Genomic DNA, 14,893 nt, shown 5'->3' with positions numbered 1-14,893 from the left:
CTGATGGAGCCGTTGCTGCTCAGCCCGGTCGGCGCGGAGCTGCTGGACGATCCCGCCGCCGATCCCCGCGCGGTGTCGCTCTCGCTGGAGAACATCGCGCGGGCCAACCGCTGGTTCGGTGGCGCCGCCGCCGTGCGTCACGGGCTCATCCGGATGCTCCAGGGCCTGCCGGCGGGGACCTGCCTCACCCTGCTCGACATCGGCACCGGCATCGGCGACCTGCCCCTCATGGCCATGCGTCTGGCGCGGCGGCGCGGCCTGCAGCTGGTGCCGGTCGGGCTGGAGCGGAGCCCGGTGGCCGCGCGGCTCGCGCGCCGGGCGGGGCTCCCCACTGCGGTGGCGTGCGGGGGCGCGCCACCGGTGCGCGCGCGGTCGGTCGATTTGGTGCTGGTAAGCCAGCTGCTGCACCATCTCGCCCGGCCCTCCGCCATCCGCCTGCTCCGGAATTGCGATCGGCTGGCGCGACTCGGCGTGATCGTGGCGGACCTGCGCCGGAGCCGCCTGGGGCCACCTGCCTTCTGGCTCGGTGCGCGGGCGCTGAGGTTCGACCGGATAACCCGGGCGGACGGAATAACCTCCATCCGGCGCGGGTATACCACTGGAGAGCTTCGCGCCCTCCTGGCGGCAGCGGGGGTCGACGCGCTGGTCGAGCGCCGGCCGGGGCTCCGGCTGGTGGCCACCTGGCGGCCGGCGGCCAGGTGATGCGTACCGTCGACCGGATCCGGATGCGGGCCGCACCCGCCCGGGTGCTCGATGCGGCGGTGGAGGTGGAGCGGTGGCCGGCGCTGCTCGGCCACTACCGCTGGGTGCGGATGCTGGAGCGGCGGGGCGAGGGCGGTCTGGTGGAGATGGCGGCTTGGCGGCCCTTCGGGCGATTGCGCTATCCCACCTGGTGGGTGTCGGAGATGCGGGTGGATCGGGAGGCGGGGGAGGTACACTATCTTCACGTTCGGGGCATCACGACCGGCATGGACGTGGTCTGGCGGATCGAGCCGGTGGAGGAGGAGACCGACGTGACCATCGTGCATCAGTGGACCGGGCCCCGCTGGCCGCTCATGGGCAGAGCCGCCGCCAACTGGGTCATCGGCCCGGTGTTCATCCACGGGATCGCCTCGCGCACCCTCGCCGGAATCCGGCGCGCGGTTGAGGTGCCCCGTGTCTGAGCCGCGCCGGGTAGTCATCACCGGTGTCGGGGCCGTCACCCCGATCGGTCTGGGCGTCGAGGGACTCTGGGCCGGGCTCCAGGAGCGGCGCTCGGCGATCCGCTGCATCACCCGGTTCGATCCCTCGGTGTTCAAGTCGCGCATCGCGGGGGAGGTCGATGACTTTGTCGCCACCGACCATGTCGAGGAGCGACGCGCCCGCCGGCTGGACCGCTACTCCCAGTTTGCCATCGCCGCCACCCGCATGGCGCTGGCCGACGCCGAGCTCGACCTGGCCCGGGAGGACCCCGACCGGGTCGGGGCCATGATGGGTACGGCGCTCGGCGGCGTCGCTCACGGGGAGCGGCAGTACAACAACTTCCTCACCCAGGGCCCCCGCGCGGTCGATCCGTCGCTGGCGCTGACGGTCTTCGCCGGCGCGGCGAGCTGCAACATCGCCATCGAGTTCGGCTGCACCGGCCCCAATTCGACCAACGGGATGAGCTGCGCCTCGGGCGCCATCGCCATCGGGGACGGCTTCCGCGCCATCGTTCGGGGCGATGCGGACGTGATGATCGCCGGCGGCGCGGAAGCGCCGCTCGCGCCCCTCTGCTTCGGGGCCTTCGCCATCATCCGGGCGATGTCCACCCGGAACGACGATCCCGCTCACGCGAGCCGTCCCTTCGACGCGGCGCGGGACGGCTTCGTGATGGCGGAAGGCGCGGCCGTGCTGCTGCTGGAGGAGCGAGGGCGGGCGCTGGCGCGGGGGGCGCCGATCTACGCCGAGGTCTGCGGATTCGGCCTCACCAACGACGCCCATCACATGACCGCCCCCCGGCCCGACGGTCAGCAGGCCGCACGCGCCATCCGGCGGGCGCTCGACGAGGCGCGCGTGGCGCCCCAGGACATCGGCTACATCAACGCCCACGGCTCGTCGACGCCGCTCAACGATCCGACCGAGAATCTGTCGATCAAGCAGGTGTTCGGAGAGCACGCCCACCGGCTGGCATTGAGCGGCACCAAGGGATATTACGGCCACGCGCTCGGTGCCAGCGGCGCCATCGAAGCCGCCATCTGCGCCCTCGCGGCGCGGCGCGGTTGGGTGCCCCCGACCCTCAATCTCGAGACCCGCGATCCCGCCTGCGATCTCGCCCACGTGACCGGCGATGGACAGGCGATCACTCCCGAGTATCTGCTCAGCAACTCCTTCGGCTTCGGCGGGATCAACGCGGCGCTGGTGTTTCGGCGCGCGGACGCCTAGATTCGCGGCCGTCCCGACCGCCAGTCGACATCAACAGAGGAACGCCGATGCCTTCGCTGTTTCGCAGCTCGCTCGCCGAAGGGTTGGGAACGTTCGGGCTGGTCTTCATCGGCACCGGCTCGGTCATCACCAAGTATTACCCCGATGCCAATTACGGCGTGCTCGGCGTCGCGGTCGCGCATGCCCTGGTGCTGTCGGTCATGATCACGGCCACCATGAGCATCTCCGGCGGCCACCTCAACCCGGCGGTCACGCTGGGACTGCTCTCGGCCCGCCGGACCAACGCCTCCACCGCCGGTGCCTACATCGTCGCCCAGCTGGTGGGCGCGGTCCTCGCTTCGCTGCTGATCCGGATGATCTACCCGGTGGCCGTCTGGCGGGCTCCCTCGCTGGGCACGCCGACCATCGCGGGCAGCGTCACTCTGATGCAGGCGCTCATCATCGAGGCCGTGCTCACCTTCTTCCTGGTCTCCGCCGTGTTCGGCACCTGCGTCAATCCGGATGCGCCCAAGGTGGGCGGCTTCGGCGTGGGGTTGGTGCTGTTGTTCGACATCATCGTCGGTGGCCCGCTCACCGGCGCCGCGATGAACCCTGCGCGCGCCTTCGGCCCGGCCCTGGTCTCCGGGCAGTGGGTCGGACATCTGGTCTATTGGGTGGGGCCGATCGTGGGTGGAGTGCTGGCGGCATTGTTCTGGGAGCACCTGCTGCTGCCGAAGAGGGTCGCAGGGTGAGGCAGGGTGGGGCAAGGTGACTGTGGGGACGGCATTTTCCCCTGCCTCACCCTGCCTCAGGCCCCACCTTCCCTCACCTTCCCCTCCGCGCCCGGCTCCACAATCTCAACAGGTACCCGATCAGAATCACCGGCGCCACGATGTATGCCGCCACCATATAGCCGCCGTTCGCGGGGGGCTCAGGTAACATCTCCGCCCTCCTCGCGTGCTTCCGCCATCGCCAGCCCGTAGCGCAGCATCACCAGCCCGATGTAGAGCAGGGTGAACACCGCCATCGAGAGCAGCAGCGTTCGCAGCATCTCGGGCGGTAGCGACGGGGCGCTGGGTTTGAGGACGATCGGCTGCGGATGAAGCGTGCGGAACAGGTAGACGCTCAGGTGAATGAAGGGCACCAGCAGCATCCCCAGGATACCCACCACCGCGCTGAAGCGCGCCCGCTCGGCCGGATCGTGCAGCGCGGCCCTCAGCGCCAGATATCCCACGAAGAGAAAGAACAGGAACAGCGTCAGCGTGAGCCGTGCGTCCCAGGTCCACCAGGTACCCCAGATCGGCTTGGCCCAGATCGGCCCGGTGGTGAGCATCACCCCGGCGAACACCACCCCCACCTCCGCCGACGCGGCGGCGAAGCGATCCAGCCGCGGATCCTGCAGCCACAGGTAGAGCGCGCTTCCGATCCCGACCAGGGAGAACCCCAGCAGCGCGCACCAGGCCGCCGGCACGTGGAGGTAGAAGATCTTCTGCGCCATCCCTTGCCGCGCCTCCACCGGGGTGAAGCGGATCGCCAGGACATAGACGCCCGCCAGGCCGAGCAGCGCCGCCACGCTGGTTCGGAGGCCCCGGGTCATGATGCGCGCGGCGGGATCGGTCATCGTCATTCGTCCACCACTGCGGGAAAGACCATGGTACAAAGCGTCACGAAGACCACGTCGTAGAGGGCCAGCAATCGCAGCCAGCCGAGCATCTCGCTCATCGGCCGGCCGGCGAGGAGCCGGGCCGTCACCTGCACCGCACCGATCAGCGGCGGCACCATGAACGGCAGCAGCAGCACCGGCAGCATCAACTCGGCGAAGCGGGTCCGCACTGCCATCGCGCTGAAGATCGTCCCCACCGACACGAAGCCGATCGTCGCCAGCACCGTGACCCCGAGGATGCCGGGCAGCGCCGCCCGCAGGTCCACGTTGAAGAAGAGCACGAACAGCGGCAGCGTCACCGCCTCCACCGTGCCCACGAACGCCAGATTGGCCAGCAGCTTTCCGCCGAAGAGCGCGCTCCGGGGCAGTGGGGCGAGCAGCAGACCGTCCAGCGCGCCGTGCTCCCGCTCGATGGTGAACGCCCGGTTGAGTGCCACCATGGCCGCCAACGCGAAGGTCACCCACAGCACACTCGGCGCGAGGTCGGCGGCGGAAAGCGCCGTGGGGTCCCGGGCGAAGTTGAACACCACCAGCACCAGCGCCGCGAACACGATGGCCGAGAGCAGCGCCGTCCGGCTCCGGAGCTCGGCCCGGATGTCCTTCCCGGCGACCGCCAGCGCCAGGCGGAGCGTCTCAGGCATCGATCCAGGTCCGGTACCGCGGCAGAAACTCTTCCAGGGTGCCGCTGCGCGGTTGATCCGCCACCCATCGGCCATCCACCATCACCGCGACCCGCGTGGCGATCTCCCACACCTCCGCGAGGTGGTGCGTCACGATGACCATGCCGAGCCCGTCCGTCAACCGCTCCCGAAGCATTGCGCGGAGGCGGGCGGCGGCTCCCGCGTCCAGCGCCGTGAACGGCTCGTCCAGCAGCAGCACCCGGGGCCCGTGCAGCAGGGCGCGTGCGATCGCCGCGCGCTGCAGCAGCCCGCGACTGAGTCGCCGGGGCGATGCGTCGCACCGATCGGCCAGCCCCGCGGCCTCGAGCGCCTCCCGGGCTGCCGCTGCCGGATGCGGAAGGCCGTACAGCCGCGCGGCGAACGTGAGATTCTCGGCCAGGGTCAGATCATCGTAGAGCAGCGACTGGTGGGAGAGGAGACCGATGGCGCGGCGGGCCGCGTCGTTGCCCCGAAGCGGGCGGCCCAGCACGCGAACCTCGCCGGCCGAAGGCCGGAGCAGGCCCGCCAGCAGGCGCAGCAGGGTGCTCTTTCCGGCGCCGTTGGGGCCGGCCACCGCGAGCACCTCGCTGGGCGCGAGCGTCAGGTCGATGTCGTGGAGGACACGCACCCGGCCGAACCAGCGGCGGAGACCACGCGCCTCCAGCACGGGAGCGGCCGGGTCGGCGGCTCCGTCACAGGAGGGCATCGATCCGCGCGCCGAGCTCGTCGAGGCGGAACGGTTTGACGATGTAGCCGGAGTGGGGAAGATCGAGGACCTTGAGCTGAGGCTCGATGCTCATGTACGCGGTGGTGATGATGACCGGCAACTTCGGCTGAGTGACTCGGATCCTCCGAAGCAGTTCGACCCCGTCGGTGTCCGGCAACCGCATGTCCAGCACCGCCACGTCCGGCTTGTGCTCGGCCAACAGGCTCATGGCCTCGGCGCCGGTGGAAGCGAACACCAGGTCGTACCGGGGCTGAAAGGCGCGCTCGTAGCTGAGTCGTAGAGCAGGCTCGTCCTCGACAATCAGGACGCGCCGTCGACGCTGCGGCTGGGTCATGCGACATACCCTGCGGCCCTGCGGCGCCGCCGGAGAAGGAATGAGGTGCCAGCCCGGTAGACTAATCGGTTCCGAGAGAACCGTCCATAGCACGACGGCGCCGCAATATTGCTGCGGCGCCGCTCATTCGTGGGCCAACTCGATGGTGAAGAGATCGTACAGTTTGGTGAGCACGAGGAGAAAACGGATCTCCTCGTTCGGATTCCGCAGGACCACGGCCTGGCGCCGTTCGGCGGCGTGCCGCTGGATCAGCATCAGGGCGCCGAGCCCAGCCGAGTCGATCTGGCGCGTCCCGGTGAGATCGACGACCAGGCGACCGCCGCCTTCCGGCATCTCCTCCAGCAACTGGACCGCGCGCCGGCGGATCTCTATGCGCGTTTCCAGCCCGAGATTCTCGGGCGCGGCCAAGCCGCGTTCCACCTCCTGCGGGGACCTCATCACTCCTCCTTCGGCACCGAGCTATCTCACCATCCTCCGGTGAGACCTCTAGTTTTGCGGCCCCGGATCGCTCCGGGTGTGCTCTTATCGGGCGGATTGACGCCTCGCCGCAGGCTACTTCGCGGCTGCGCCCCTGAGAAAGGCGAGACTGGTGCCAGTAGACGCAAGCCTTTGGGGATACTGCGCTTGCGGCAGTAGTCGGCCTCGAGGGCAGGCATGTCGCCGTCGCACTCCGCGGCATTGTACCGCAAAAATACGAGGCTGGTAAGAGGGCGCTTCGGGGACTGGCCCGTCTAAAACTGGATCTGGGCACCCAGCTCTACCACCCGGTTGGGCGGCAGTCCGAAGAAGGCCGTGGCCGACCGCGCGTTACGGGTCATCAGGATGAAGAGCTTCTTGCGCCAGACCGCCATCCGGCCAATGGCGGAGGCTGCCCCGTCGGTGGGCGGGACCGCACTCGCCCGTTTCGACGAATTGGTGGCGATCAGGGTTTCCCGGCCGAGGTAGAACGTGGTCTCCATCAGCTTCATCGTCACCGGGCGACTGCTGGCGTCGGGGCGGCCCAGCGCCTGGAGCACGCCCGGCACGTCGGGGGTCTCCATGAACCCGTAGTGCGCCACCACCTGGTAGAACCCCTGGCCCAGCTCCCGGCACTCGGCCCGGTCCTGGGCCGGAACGTGCGGAATTCCCTCAGTCACGATGGACATCAGCATCACCTTCTCGTGCAGCACCTTGTTGTGCTTGAGGTGATGCAGCAGGACCGGTGGCGCGCCGCTGGCATCGGAGGTGAGGAACACGGCGGCCCCGGGCACTCGGTGGGGCTTCCACCGTCCCACATCCGCCAGGAACAGGTCCATCGGGATGGTGTTCTCCCGCACGATCTCCAACAGCCGTTGGCGGCCCCGCTTCCAGGTCGTCATCAGCACGCCGACCCCGGCGGCGATGGCCAGGGGCACCCAGCCCCCGTGCTCGATCTTGAGCACGTTGGCCCCGAGAAAGGCGAAATCGAAGCTGAAGAAGAATCCCGCCAGCACCATCACCCGCCAGAGCGGCCAATGCCAGCGGGCCCGGGCCACCACGGCAAACAGAAGCGTGGTGATGGACATCGTCCCGGTGACCGCGATCCCGTACGCCGCTCCCAGCGCCGTGGTGGACCGGAAGCCGAGCACGATCAGCAGGGTGCCTACCATCAGCGCCGCATTCACCTCCGGGACGTAGATCTGCCCCACCTCCCGGGCCGACGTGTGGACGATCGTCAGGCGAGGGCTGTATCCCAGCTGCACCGACTGCTGCGCCAGGGAGAAGGCACCCGAGATGAGCGCCTGCGAGGCGACGATTGCCGCAAGCGTCGAGATGACCAGCAGCGGATACAGCAGCGACCGAGGGGCGAGCAGGTAGAACGGATTGGCGATCGCCGCCGGCTCGCGCAGCAGGAGACTCCCCTGCCCGAAGTAGTTGAGCAGCAGGCAGGGCAGCACCAGGCAGAAGAAGGCCAGCCGGATCGGCCGCTTGCCGAAGTGCCCGATGTCCGCATACAGCGCCTCGGCGCCGGTCACTGCCAGGAACACGGCGCCCAGCACCGCGAACCCGGTGAACCCGTGGGCCAGGAAGAAGCGGACGGCGTAGGCGGGATTGACCGCCGCCAGGATCTCGGGCGCCCGGGCGATCTCCATGCCGCCCAGCGTTCCGATGGTCAGGAACCAGATCAGAGTGATCGGCCCGAACATGCCCCCGACCCGGGCCGTGCCCATCTTCTGGAACATGAACAGCAGGAACAGAATGGCGACCGTCACGATCACCACGAAGCGCCCCAGCTCCGGCGCGGCTACCTCCAGTCCCTCCATCGCGCCCAGGACCGACATGGCCGGTGTGATGACGCCGTCGCCGAACAGCAGTGCGGTGCCGAAGACGCCGAGCAGCACGAGCAATCGCCGCCGGCGTCCGCCGATCCGGTCCTCCCCCCGCTGCATGAGCAGGGCGAGCATGGCCAGCACGCCGCCTTCCCCCCGGTTGTCGGCCTGGAGGATGAAGACGAGATACTTGATGGCCACGACCAGGATGAGCGACCAGAGGATGAGCGAGAGGATGCCGTAGACGTTCAACGCATTGGGTACCAGACCATACTCTGGCCCGAAGCAGGTACCGATGGTGTACAGCGGACTGGTGCCGATGTCGCCGTAGACGACGCCCAGCGCCGTGAGCGAGAGTACGGCGAGCCGCTTCCCGGTGGGCGGCGGCGGCTCGGCGTGCTGAAAGCGGGTGGCCACCGGAAGCGAGACAGTCCCGGCGAGCGCGCCGGCGGAGGACCGATCAGGACCGGCGGTCACGGATCGCTTCCAAGCCCGAGGCCGACACCGTGGCCTGCCGCAGGTCGAGCAGGCTCGCGGTCAACACGCCCACGATGATCACCGCCGAGCCGACGCACCAGCGGCAGATGGCGTGGATGACGAACAGCTCGAGCGAGGTGAGATACGCGGTGAAGAGGACTCCACCGCCGGCGAGCCCGGTGAGCAGGAGGGCCGGCCAGCGGCGGCCGGCGAGCCGCGGCTGCAACCCGATCAGCCCGACCGCGAGCAACGTCGCGTACCCCAGCATGCCGATCAGCGACACCTCGATTCCGCCAAACCGGCTCCAGACGCTCTGCTGCACCGTCTCGCAGCCGCCGCTCCCGCAGGCCAGCGTCCCGATGCGCCCGATCTTGTAGAGATACAGGTAGGCGGAGAGGAAGAGCCCGAGAAGGCTCATCATCGCCGCGCCCATCCGGTAGATCATTGGGTGGCGTGTGGCGCCAGCGAGTCGACCAGTCGAGTGATCGCGTCGGAGTCGAAACGGCCCTGGTAGAGCCGGCCGCCGACCAGGAGCGTGGGCGTGGAGTTCACTCCGAGCCGGACGCCTTCCTCATAGCTCGCCTGGATGCGTCCGGCGAACTTGCCGGCAGTCATGCAGTCGTCGTACCGGGTGACATCCAGCCCGTTCTCCTTGGCGTAGCGACGGAAGATCCCAACGGCATCCCGGGCCGTGGCCCACTCCGACTGCCCTTCGTAGATCCGCTGATGCTGTGCCCAGTACTTCCCCTGGTCGTCGGCGCAGGCCGCCGAATGAGCCGCCAGCCGGGAGAAGGGGTGCTGCTGCAGCGGGAAGTCCCGGTAGCGCCAGCGGAGCCGGCCGGTGTCGATCAGCCGTTGCTCGATGGTGGGCATCTGCAGCGTGGCGAAGGTCTGGCAGAAGGGACACTGAAAATCGGCGAACTCGGTGATCTCCACCGGCGCGGTCGCCGCCCCCTTCACGTAGCCATGGAATCCGGCGGTGTCGGATGCCGTCACCGTGACGTTGGCCGGGATGCTCACCGTCGCGGGCTTGGCCAGCAGATAGCCCAGCGCTCCGAGTCCCAGGACGGCGACGGCTACGAGGATCGCGTAGAATCGCTTCATTCCGACCGGCGTCGCCGCCATGGCTCGTCATCCTCCGGATCGTCCGGAAACAGGGGATCCTGCCGCTGCGCCTCGTCCACGATCCGGCGGCGCTCGGCCACGTCGGGCGTGTCGTACGTGCAGCGGACCTCGTAGTGGAACAGCTCGCTCCGCGCATCGCCCATCAGCCGCAGCAGCTCCGGAGTCCCCCGCAGCAGTTGACCGGCGCGGTCGAGCTCCTGGATGCGCGCGGCCAGCGCGCGCAACAACGCGGAGAGGCGGTCCGCCCTCGCATCGTCGTACACCTCGTCATGCTCTGCCATGGCTACCTCGGGGGCACCCTGGCGCCCCCGGTCAAGTTCATGTGTTTGCTGCCGATAAACATAATCAAAGGCCGGCGTCTCAGGGGAAACGGCGGGTTTGCACCAAATGGTGCAACCGACTATACTTGAACGTTGTAGACCGGGGTTCGATCGTAGAAATAGTACGCCAAAAGGAAGCTGAATGGTCAAGAAGAAAATCCGGCAAGACCCTGACGCGGTGTCCTTCGCCCAGGCGCGCGACGAGTTGTTCAGTCATGTCCTCCGCTGTGGCGTCATCGACGCCCTTCCGGAGCATCAGAAGGACTGGTTCGATGACACCATGCTCTACCTGGCAGACCGATACGACGCCCTGACGGATGAGGAGCTGAGCCAGCTGCGCGTGCTCGGCGAGCGCTTCTGCCAGCCAGTCCAGCGGAAGGTCGAGACGGTCGAGGGCGCCACCGCGTAAATCAGCCGCAAGACACGATCGCCCCGACGCACCATGCGTGTGTCGGGGCGATCTTCATTCCGGGCCCGGGAGTCCTGTCCGGCGCATGCGCCAGCGGTATCCCGCCGCAAGGCGGGCACCCCCGCCGACTCCGGCCTCCACGAACCAGCCGGCTGGCCGGCCCGGACTCGCCTCCAGCCCCAGCGCGAGAACCAGATAGCCCTGGTCCACCGGCCCACCTACCACCGCGAGACCCCCGGCTCCGTAGATCCCCACCCCGCGGCGGCGGTCCGGGTTGAGGAGAAAGTGGGCCAGCAGCTCGCCTCGCCAGGCCGCCTCTCCCCTGCTGGCACCGACACCCGCCGCCAGTGACACCCGGGTCCGGAGCGAGGTCCGGATTGCGCCCGAGACTCCCCCCACCACCAGGGCGGGGTCCGACGCCGTCACGGTTGTCTGAAGACCGATCTCCCGCACCTGCTGGGCAGCCAACGGTGAGGCGGCGAGCAGCAGCGCCGCCGACCACCGCTCAGCCCAGCGTGAATCCACTGGTGATCCGGATATCCGGAGCGAGCGAGTGCAGGACCGAGCAGTACTTCTGGATGGAGAGGTCGATCGCCCGGCGGGCCTTCGACTCGTCCAGTCCTTCGCCCGCGAGATGATAGTGCAGGTGCATCGCGGTGTAGCGGCGCGGCTCCTCCTCCCGCCGCTGCCCGCTCGCCTCGAGACGGAACTCCCGCAGCCTCACCCGCATCTTCTCGAGCATCAGCACCACGTCCGCACCGCTGCACGCGCCGGCCGCCAGCAGCAGGGTCAGCATGGGGCCTGGAGCAGCGGCGTTGTCGCCATCGATCGTCGTCTCGGGACCCCCCGGTTCGCCCCCGCGGAACATGAGGCCGGCCTGCCAGCGCAGGCTGGCCCGTTTGGTCTCGACCGTCACCTGATTCCTCCGACCGATCGCCCGGCGGTTTCCGCCGCGCGATAGTAGTCCCAGATGGCGTAGAGCGCGACCGCCGTGGTGGCCCAGGCGAGCTCGCGAAGGTGGGGCGAGTCCGCCAGGAACGCCATCAGGGTGAGCACCTGGGCCACGGTCACGGCCTTGCCGCCGGCGCGGGCGGGAATCGCCCGGGGCCGCTTGGACACCAGGGTCGCCACGAAGGCGACGGTGGCCACGATGTCCCGCAGCAGGACGCCGATGATCTCGTAGATCTCCAGGCGCCCGCTCAGGGCCACGACCCCGAACGCCGAGGCCATGAACAGCTTGTCGGCCACTGGATCGATCACCGCGCCGAAGCGGGAGCTGCCGAACCGGCGGGCCAACTGACCGTCGAGCAGATCGGTTGCCGCCGCGGTCGCCAGCACGGCGAAACGCCAATCGTTGGAGACCAGCGGGAACGCCACCGCCAGAGGAATCCGGACCACGCTCAGAAGATCGGCGATGGTCCAGTCGCGTCGGTCTTGCTCGCCCATCTGGCGCGGACTAGCTTCGGACGGCATGGCGTAGAAGATACCCTACCCGCCCGCGCCTGACGCCGCCGAGACTCTCGCGTGCAGCCTTCCTTCGATCACCAACTGCTGGAGCTCACCTCGGTGCCCGGCGCCCGTCTTGCCGACGCCCACGGTCTCTCGGCGGTCGTCGTCGCGGCCGCGGGGGCGGTGGGCATGCCGGCGCTGGGGCCGCCGGTCGTGCGGGATGGTCCGGGCGGCGTCGTGATCGCCATGCTGTGCCGCGAGGGGCACATCGTGCTCCACACCGCGCCGGCCGAAGGACTCTGCCTGGTGGATATCGTCGCCCGCGCCCCGGCGGACCCGCGGAAGGGCGTCGAGGTGATCGCGCGGCGATTGGGAGTATCGGCCGAGCTGGCCTAGGGGATCGCACCAAGGGCGGCGAGCCTCGGCCGGACGGCCCCGGTGCCACGAATGACTCCTTCCACGCGCCGTGAGCGGTCGAGGCACCGCACCGCAACCCGCTGCACGTCCTCGGCGGTGACCCGTCGAAATGCGTCCGCCGGATCGATCAGCTCGCTCAAGCCGCGTCCCGCCACCCAGGCGTCCAGAATCTCGCCTGCAACCGCGCCTCCGCTCTGCCGGCTCACTTCGGCCTGGCCCGCGAGGTAGTTGATGGCCTGCCTGAGCTCCGGCTGGCTGACCGGCTCGCCGGCGAAGCGGTCGAGCTCCTCCAGCATAGCCTCCCGGGCTTCGTCTTCCCGCTCGGGCGAGGTGGCGATGTAAGTGACCAGTGCCCCGGCGCGGGCCTTCTGCCAGGCGGACGCGACCACCGTGTAGGCCAGCGATCGACGGTCGCGCAGCGCTTCGAACAGCCTCCCTCCCAGCCCGCTCGCGACCGCGGCCCAGACCTGTGCCGCGGCCCGGTCGGTATCGCCTCGGCCCGGACCGGGAAACCCCATGGCGAGGGCCGCTTGTGCCTTCTCCCGGCGCACCACCCGGCTGGGCGCCCCACCCGGCTCGTTCACGACCCAGTCGACCGGCGGCAGACGATCCAGCGCGGGCCGCGTGGGGTGACCCTGAAATACCCCCGCCAGGATCCCCGCTGCCTCGTCCGGGTCCACCTCGCCCACGGCGATCACGACCGGTCTGATGCCAAGCAGGGCGGCCTCGTGCCAGGCACGGACGTCGGCGGCCGTGAGGCCTGCCAGGGTATGGGGAAGTCCCATCACCGGCAGGCCATACCCCTGCCCGCCGAAGGCGATCTCGAAGGCCAGCTGGAACGGATAGCGGAACATGTCGTCGGTCACCTGCTCCGCCTCGGCGACCAGGAGCCCTCGCTCCAGCTCCACGTCCGCGGCGGAGAGATGCGGGGTGCGGTACACCAGATCGATCAGCGACGCGGCTTCGGCCAGATGCTCTGCCAGGACGGTGGTGCCCAGACCGAGCCAGTCGGAGGCCGCCGTCGGAGTCAGGGTTCCGCCCAGTCGCTCGAAGGCGAAGGCCAATCCGCCGGCATCGAGCCCGCCCGCTCCCCGCACCGAGCTTCGCACCGTAAGCGAGCCGAGCCCCGCCTGGGACGGGGGATCGAAACGTGCGCGCGGCGCGTAGAGGCCCAGCGTCACCAGCGGAACACCCGGCTTCCGCCGGAGCAGCAGGTCCACGCCCGCGAGAGCGACGTGGAGGACCTCGGCCTCCCGGCGGCCAGTCACGAAAGCCGGCGGCTGGCGCGTGGGAAGAGACACCTGGGTGACCGGCAACGGCTCGAGTCCGGAGAGCGCGAACGGCCGCCCGAGCGCGTCCACGGTCAGCTCGGTCCCATCCCCGTCGGGCAGGTAGGCCACGCCGGCCACGCCCTCCGGATCCAGATAGCGGGCGGCAACGGCCCTCGCGTCGTCCGGCCCGACGGCGCCGAGCGCCTCGTACTCCCGATCGAGGAACGAGAAACCGTCGAGCGCCTCGGCCGCGGCCAGGGAAGCGGCGCGACCTTCCATCGACTCCAGACGGCGGGCCCAGCGCGCCCGCAGCAGCGTCTTGGCCCGCTCGACGTCCTCCTCCGTCGGCCCCAGCATCGAAAGGCGCGCCACCGACTCGGCGACGCCCTCGAGCGCGGCGGTGATCCGGTCGGGCGCGAGCTCCGCCGAGATACTGAAGACACCGACCTCGGTGGGAGCGTAGTTGTGGGCCGCGGCCCAGGTCACGATTCCCGGCTCGCGGAGGCGGGCGTGCAACCAGCTCCCCCGGCCCGAGCCCAACACCGCCGCGGCGACATCCAGCGCGGCGGAGTCGACGTGCAGCGGTGGCACCGTTCGCCACCCGAGCGCCAGCTCCGCCTGGGTCACGTCGCCGCGCAGGGTGCGGACTCGCACGTCGCGGTGGGGCGGCTCGTCGGGCGAGTGGTCGACCGCGCCCGGTCGGGCCGCCCAATCGGCGTATCGGGCGGCGGCCAGCGCGAGCGCCCGCTCCGGCTCGACCGCTCCCACGATCGCCACGATGGTGCGCTCGGGCACATAGCGGGACTGGTAATACTGCCACAGGTCGTCCCGGGTGAGCGCGGCCAGCTCGGCCTCGTGCCCGATGCGCCAGCGGCGGATCCGGTGGCGGTCGAACATCACCTCGTGCAGCGTTTCGTATGTGACCGAGGACGGCGTGTCCAGCTTGCGTTTGGCTTCCTGGATGATGACCTGCAGCTCGCGGGCGAGCTCACCCGGGTCGATCAGCGAGTGGCGGAGGGCGTCGGATTGGATGTCGAGCGCCGCTGCCAGCCCGGAGGCGGGCAGGACGGCGAAGTAGTTGGTGTGGTCGTAGCTGGTACTGGCGTTGAGATATCCTCCCGCGCTCTTGGTCTCCCGGGCGATGGCGCCGACGCCCCGGCGCTCGGTGCCCTTGAAGAACATGTGCTCGAGAACGTGGGAGATGCCGATCCAGCGGTCAGGCTCGTCGAAAAAGCCCGCCTGGACGTGGGTGACCACGGCGACTACGGGAGCGGAGCGATCCTCCTGGACCAGCAGCGTCAAGCCGTTGGGCAATACCTGGCGGAGGACGCCGGCGGTCCAGAGCGTCGGAGTGGAGGACACGGTGGGCCGC

Annotated in this window: 19 protein-coding genes and 1 riboswitch; of the genes, 6 read left to right on the top strand and 13 right to left on the bottom strand. The window is 69.5% G+C overall.

The window, feature by feature from the left end:
- Positions 1 to 3: 3 nt before the first annotated feature.
- The 4 genes from VHR41_20915 to VHR41_20900 are packed head-to-tail and all read left to right on the top strand — an operon-like array spanning position 4 to position 3,134.
- Positions 4 to 702 carry a methyltransferase domain-containing protein gene (locus VHR41_20915; protein ID HEX3236668.1) on the top strand — a complete coding sequence of 233 codons (699 nt, stop codon included), beginning with the start codon at positions 4 to 6 and terminating at the stop codon, positions 700 to 702.
- Positions 702 to 1,163, top strand: a complete 462-nt coding sequence (locus VHR41_20910) for an SRPBCC family protein (protein HEX3236667.1) — start codon at positions 702 to 704, stop codon at positions 1,161 to 1,163. The genes VHR41_20915 and VHR41_20910 overlap by 1 nt, the downstream gene beginning before the upstream one ends.
- Positions 1,156 to 2,403: a beta-ketoacyl-ACP synthase II gene (gene fabF, locus VHR41_20905; GenBank protein HEX3236666.1), complete on the top strand. Its 1,248-nt coding sequence runs from the start codon at positions 1,156 to 1,158 to the stop codon at positions 2,401 to 2,403. The genes VHR41_20910 and fabF overlap by 8 nt, the downstream gene beginning before the upstream one ends.
- A gap of 47 nt (positions 2,404 to 2,450) precedes the next feature.
- On the top strand, positions 2,451 to 3,134 hold the full coding sequence (locus VHR41_20900; protein ID HEX3236665.1) for an aquaporin: 684 nt from the start codon (positions 2,451 to 2,453) through the stop codon (positions 3,132 to 3,134).
- 179 nt (positions 3,135 to 3,313) lie between these two features.
- Here VHR41_20900 and ccsA read toward each other — a convergent pair whose 3' ends face one another.
- The 9 genes from ccsA to VHR41_20855 all read right to left on the bottom strand — a co-directional run bounded on the left by ccsA (position 3,314) and on the right by VHR41_20855 (position 9,936).
- Positions 3,314 to 4,003, bottom strand: coding sequence for a cytochrome c biogenesis protein CcsA (gene ccsA / locus VHR41_20895; protein ID HEX3236664.1), 690 nt, complete (start codon positions 4,001 to 4,003; stop codon positions 3,314 to 3,316).
- 2 nt (positions 4,004 to 4,005) lie between these two features.
- On the bottom strand, positions 4,006 to 4,686 hold the full coding sequence (locus VHR41_20890) for a heme exporter protein CcmB (protein HEX3236663.1): 681 nt from the start codon (positions 4,684 to 4,686) through the stop codon (positions 4,006 to 4,008).
- Entirely contained in the window at positions 4,679 to 5,410 is a 732-nt protein-coding gene (gene ccmA, locus VHR41_20885; protein ID HEX3236662.1) for a heme ABC exporter ATP-binding protein CcmA, read from the bottom strand. Before ccmA ends, VHR41_20890 begins: the two co-directional genes overlap by 8 nt.
- Positions 5,397 to 5,765, bottom strand: a complete 369-nt coding sequence (locus tag VHR41_20880; GenBank protein HEX3236661.1) for a response regulator — start codon at positions 5,763 to 5,765, stop codon at positions 5,397 to 5,399. The genes ccmA and VHR41_20880 overlap by 14 nt, the downstream gene beginning before the upstream one ends.
- A gap of 123 nt (positions 5,766 to 5,888) precedes the next feature.
- Positions 5,889 to 6,203 (bottom strand): STAS domain-containing protein, encoded by a 315-nt coding sequence (locus tag VHR41_20875; GenBank protein HEX3236660.1) that lies wholly within the window; start codon positions 6,201 to 6,203, stop codon positions 5,889 to 5,891.
- A gap of 9 nt (positions 6,204 to 6,212) precedes the next feature.
- Positions 6,213 to 6,296, bottom strand: a riboswitch (cyclic di-GMP riboswitch).
- Between the two features lie 200 nt (positions 6,297 to 6,496).
- Entirely contained in the window at positions 6,497 to 8,530 is a 2,034-nt protein-coding gene (locus tag VHR41_20870) for a potassium transporter Kup (GenBank protein ID HEX3236659.1), read from the bottom strand.
- Positions 8,514 to 8,951, bottom strand: a complete 438-nt coding sequence (locus VHR41_20865) for a vitamin K epoxide reductase family protein (GenBank protein ID HEX3236658.1) — start codon at positions 8,949 to 8,951, stop codon at positions 8,514 to 8,516. Before VHR41_20865 ends, VHR41_20870 begins: the two co-directional genes overlap by 17 nt.
- A 20-nt stretch (positions 8,952 to 8,971) precedes the next feature.
- Positions 8,972 to 9,655 carry a thioredoxin domain-containing protein gene (locus VHR41_20860; protein HEX3236657.1) on the bottom strand — a complete coding sequence of 228 codons (684 nt, stop codon included), beginning with the start codon at positions 9,653 to 9,655 and terminating at the stop codon, positions 8,972 to 8,974.
- On the bottom strand, positions 9,631 to 9,936 hold the full coding sequence (locus VHR41_20855; protein HEX3236656.1) for a hypothetical protein: 306 nt from the start codon (positions 9,934 to 9,936) through the stop codon (positions 9,631 to 9,633). The genes VHR41_20860 and VHR41_20855 overlap by 25 nt, the downstream gene beginning before the upstream one ends.
- Before the next feature lie 181 nt (positions 9,937 to 10,117).
- Here VHR41_20855 and VHR41_20850 point away from each other — a divergent pair, with 181 nt between their 5' ends.
- Entirely contained in the window at positions 10,118 to 10,384 is a 267-nt protein-coding gene (locus tag VHR41_20850) for a hypothetical protein (GenBank protein HEX3236655.1), read from the top strand.
- 54 nt (positions 10,385 to 10,438) lie between these two features.
- On the opposite strand, the gene VHR41_20845 is transcribed toward VHR41_20850, so the two are convergent.
- The 3 genes from VHR41_20845 to VHR41_20835 are packed head-to-tail and all read right to left on the bottom strand — an operon-like array spanning position 10,439 to position 11,830.
- Positions 10,439 to 10,909: a hypothetical protein gene (locus VHR41_20845; protein HEX3236654.1), complete on the bottom strand. Its 471-nt coding sequence runs from the start codon at positions 10,907 to 10,909 to the stop codon at positions 10,439 to 10,441.
- A complete protein-coding gene (locus VHR41_20840) occupies positions 10,890 to 11,300 on the bottom strand; it encodes an OsmC family protein (GenBank protein HEX3236653.1) in 411 nt (136 codons plus the stop codon). The genes VHR41_20845 and VHR41_20840 overlap by 20 nt, the downstream gene beginning before the upstream one ends.
- Complete coding sequence (locus VHR41_20835; GenBank protein ID HEX3236652.1) at positions 11,297 to 11,830, bottom strand: CDP-alcohol phosphatidyltransferase family protein; 534 nt, start codon at positions 11,828 to 11,830, stop codon at positions 11,297 to 11,299. Before VHR41_20835 ends, VHR41_20840 begins: the two co-directional genes overlap by 4 nt.
- 78 nt (positions 11,831 to 11,908) lie before the next feature.
- On the opposite strand from VHR41_20835, the gene VHR41_20830 reads away from it, so the two are divergent.
- The gene (locus tag VHR41_20830) at positions 11,909 to 12,229 is read left to right on the top strand and encodes an S-adenosylmethionine decarboxylase (protein HEX3236651.1); all 321 of its coding nucleotides are present in this window, start codon (positions 11,909 to 11,911) and stop codon (positions 12,227 to 12,229) included.
- Here the strand turns inward: VHR41_20830 and VHR41_20825 are convergent.
- Positions 12,226 to 14,883, bottom strand: a complete 2,658-nt coding sequence (locus tag VHR41_20825; protein ID HEX3236650.1) for a pitrilysin family protein — start codon at positions 14,881 to 14,883, stop codon at positions 12,226 to 12,228. The two genes, VHR41_20830 and VHR41_20825, sit on opposite strands and share 4 nt — an antisense overlap.
- Positions 14,884 to 14,893: the final 10 nt, after the last annotated feature.

The sequence above is a fragment of the Gemmatimonadales bacterium genome, assembly GCA_036265815.1.
GTDB lineage: Bacteria > Gemmatimonadota > Gemmatimonadetes > Gemmatimonadales > GWC2-71-9 > CAVVWJ01.
The sequence above is the reverse complement of the archived record's forward strand: the minus strand, read 5'-3'. Positions and strand labels throughout refer to the sequence as shown.

Bases quoted from the DNA above. Each gene is read 5' to 3' on its own strand.
- ccmA (HEX3236662.1), bottom strand. From the start codon at position 5,410: ATGCCCTCCTGTGACGGAGCCGCCGACCCGGCCGCTCCCGTGCTGGAG.
- VHR41_20855 (HEX3236656.1), bottom strand. From the start codon at position 9,936: ATGGCAGAGCATGACGAGGTGTACGACGATGCGAGGGCGGACCGCCTC.
- VHR41_20865 (HEX3236658.1), bottom strand. From the start codon at position 8,951: ATGATGAGCCTTCTCGGGCTCTTCCTCTCCGCCTACCTGTATCTCTAC.
- VHR41_20835 (HEX3236652.1), bottom strand. From the start codon at position 11,830: ATGGGCGAGCAAGACCGACGCGACTGGACCATCGCCGATCTTCTGAGC.
- ccsA (HEX3236664.1), bottom strand. From the start codon at position 4,003: ATGACCGATCCCGCCGCGCGCATCATGACCCGGGGCCTCCGAACCAGC.
- VHR41_20910 (HEX3236667.1), top strand. From the start codon at position 702: ATGCGTACCGTCGACCGGATCCGGATGCGGGCCGCACCCGCCCGGGTG.
- VHR41_20880 (HEX3236661.1), bottom strand. From the start codon at position 5,765: ATGACCCAGCCGCAGCGTCGACGGCGCGTCCTGATTGTCGAGGACGAG.
- VHR41_20900 (HEX3236665.1), top strand. From the start codon at position 2,451: ATGCCTTCGCTGTTTCGCAGCTCGCTCGCCGAAGGGTTGGGAACGTTC.
- VHR41_20890 (HEX3236663.1), bottom strand. From the start codon at position 4,686: ATGCCTGAGACGCTCCGCCTGGCGCTGGCGGTCGCCGGGAAGGACATC.
- VHR41_20915 (HEX3236668.1), top strand. From the start codon at position 4: ATGGAGCCGTTGCTGCTCAGCCCGGTCGGCGCGGAGCTGCTGGACGAT.
- VHR41_20875 (HEX3236660.1), bottom strand. From the start codon at position 6,203: ATGAGGTCCCCGCAGGAGGTGGAACGCGGCTTGGCCGCGCCCGAGAAT.
- VHR41_20860 (HEX3236657.1), bottom strand. From the start codon at position 9,655: ATGGCGGCGACGCCGGTCGGAATGAAGCGATTCTACGCGATCCTCGTA.
- VHR41_20850 (HEX3236655.1), top strand. From the start codon at position 10,118: ATGGTCAAGAAGAAAATCCGGCAAGACCCTGACGCGGTGTCCTTCGCC.